Genomic DNA, 2,414 nt, shown 5'->3' on the forward strand with positions numbered 1-2,414 from the left:
CTGCTCCCGCTGCTGAAGTCGCTGCACCTGCAGCTGCTCCTGCAGCCCCAGCCGCTGCTGACGCTGCCGCTCCTGCTGCCCCCGCAGCAGACGCTGCTGCTCCAGCTGCCCCAGCCGCTGAGTCCAAGTAATTGGTCCCAGTTTCCCCGGTGTTTTGGCACTGGGGATACAAAAAAACCCCGCGTTGCGGGGTTTTTTTTGGCCTGATGCCCGGGCTTGGGCAATCGCTTATTTGGCATGCCCTGGTTTGGGGCATGCACAGCGGCGTCAGCGAAGTTCTGCCGCAATGAGCTTCAAGATGCGTTCGGCCTCTGCAGCTTGGGCGGGTTGGCCATCTGCACCCAGCACACGCAAGGTGCTCTGAGCTTGCGTGGTGGATGTCAGGTTGACCCGGTATTTGTTGAGCGCCGAGATGGTGTCTGTTTTGCTGCCAAACAAGCGACCGAAGAAGCCTGGCTCTTGCGCGGCGGTGGAGGCGACGTAACGCACAAAATAAACGCCAGAGGCGCGGTCGCGGTCTTCCACGGTGAAGCCGCTTCGGTCCAGCGCGACACCGGTGCGTCGCCAAGCGCGGTCGAGGCTGTCGCTCAGCACAATGACGGGCTGTCCGTTGAGTTGGCTCACTTGCGCTGCTTGGGTCTGGGCCGTTGCCGTTTCAGCGGCTGCTTTGGCAGCTTCTGGTGAGGTGCCGAGTTGGACCATCAGGCGGCGCAAAAATTCGATTTCGAGTTCAGGGTCGCTCGGGCGAGGCTGCCAAATGGTTCGGTCTTTTTGGGGGTCGGCATAATTTTCGACCATGCCTCGGTGGGTGACATAGATCTCAACGCCGCCTTGGACATTGCGCTCCACGCGGGTTCGGAACTTGTCGCGCTCACCGGTGGAGTAAAGGGCGTCGAGCACTTTGCCCAGGGTTTTGCGGATGATGTCCTGGGGGAGCTTGGCCCGGTTTTCAGCCCAATCGGTTTCCATGATGCCGATGTCTGGCGCGTCGGTGACGAGGACAAAACCGTTGCTGGTCCAAAACTCTCGCAGCGGCTCCCAAACCTTGTCTGCGGACTGGTTTACTACCAACCAGCGTTGGTTGCCTTGGCGTTCCAGTTTGGCGTTGCCCAGCTGGTTGGCGGCGGTGCCGGCATCGACCACGCGGCTGCTGGCGCTTTGGAAGCCCGAGGCTGTGGCGGAGGTGCTTTCAATGGCGTAGCGCGAGTCTTTGCGCAGTTGTGTCAGGTCGGGAGGAACCTCGAGGCTGGGCGCTTTGGCGGCGCTTTTGTAGTCGATTTTGTCTTCTTGCAAAACCGAGCAAGCACTCAAGACACCGGCCAAAGCCAGCACACTGGCTGCGCGTTTGAAGGGGACATGGAACAAGGCGTCAAAAAGAGAAGAGTTCACAAACATCCTTGGACAATAAATCAGATCAGGCCGCTGGCCTTCAGGGCCGCTTCTACCGTCGGTTGCATGGGTTCGGACAACTCGGTCATGGGCAAACGCAAGGCGGGGCCACACAGGCCCATGCGTTGCATGGCCCATTTCACGGGAATCGGGTTGGCTTCGACAAACAGGTTTTTGTGTACGGGCATCAGTTGAAATTGGATGCGCATGGCTTCTTTGACGTCGCCACGGATGGCGGCCATGCACAGCTCGTGCATGAGGCGCGGGGCCACGTTGGCGGTCACGCTGATGTTGCCGGCTCCGCCGCACAGCATCAGAGCCACAGCGGTGGCGTCATCGCCTGAAAACACCGCAAATTCTTTGGGAACTTCACGGATGAGCCACTGAGCGCGCTCGATGTTGCTGGTGGCTTCCTTGATGCCGATGATTCCCGGCACCTCGGCCAGTCGCAGCACGGTATCGTGCTGGAGATCGGCCACGGTGCGGCTTGGCACGTTGTACAAAATCACGGGTAACTCGGGCACAGCCTCGGCAATCGCTTTGAAGTGCTGGTAAAGGCCTTCTTGGGTGGGCTTGTTGTAGTAGGGCACCACTTGCAGCTGGGCATCAGCGCCGACTTTTTGTGCAAATTTGGCCAGATTGATCGCTTCAGCGGTGGAGTTCGCGCCACAACCGGCAATGATGGGGATGCGTTTGGCGGCTTGTTCGACCGAGACACGGATGATTTCGCAGTGCTCGTCCACCGTGACTGTGGGGGATTCTCCCGAAGTGCCTACCACCACGATGGCATCGGTGCCTTCGGCCACATGCCAGTCGATCAGTTTTCGCAAAGTCGGGTAATCCACTTTGCCGTCTGCGAGCATGGGGGTGATCAAGGCAGGGATGCTGCCGCGGATGGGGCGAAATTCGGTGGTCATGTCAGGTGCTTCTGAACTCAAAAATAACATTCTAACGATTGCGGGCTGGTGCTTGGTGTACAAGCCCGCAGCGGGACAGGCCAATGCAGCGGGTGCGCGGCGATCGCG

General features: G+C 59.6%; 2 protein-coding genes. Both read right to left on the reverse strand.

The genetic code is table 11. The features are described 5' to 3' along the window. Positions 1–267: 267 nt before the first annotated feature. Positions 268–1,389, reverse strand: a complete 1,122-nt coding sequence (gene bamC / locus Q0341_RS08360) for an outer membrane protein assembly factor BamC (RefSeq protein ID WP_299512035.1) — start codon at positions 1,387–1,389, stop codon at positions 268–270. Positions 1,390–1,409: 20 nt separating this feature from the next. Next, on the reverse strand, positions 1,410–2,306 hold the full coding sequence (gene dapA / locus Q0341_RS08365; protein WP_299512037.1) for a 4-hydroxy-tetrahydrodipicolinate synthase: 897 nt from the start codon (positions 2,304–2,306) through the stop codon (positions 1,410–1,412). Positions 2,307–2,414 lie beyond the last annotated feature (108 nt).

Source organism: uncultured Limnohabitans sp., from assembly GCF_937889215.1.
Classification (GTDB): Bacteria; Pseudomonadota; Gammaproteobacteria; order Burkholderiales; family Burkholderiaceae_C; genus Limnohabitans_A.

What these genes read in the sequence shown, in the direction of transcription:
- dapA (WP_299512037.1), bottom strand. Translation starts at nt 2,306, where the DNA reads ATGACCACCGAATTTCGCCCCATCCGCGGCAGCATCCCTGCCTTGATC.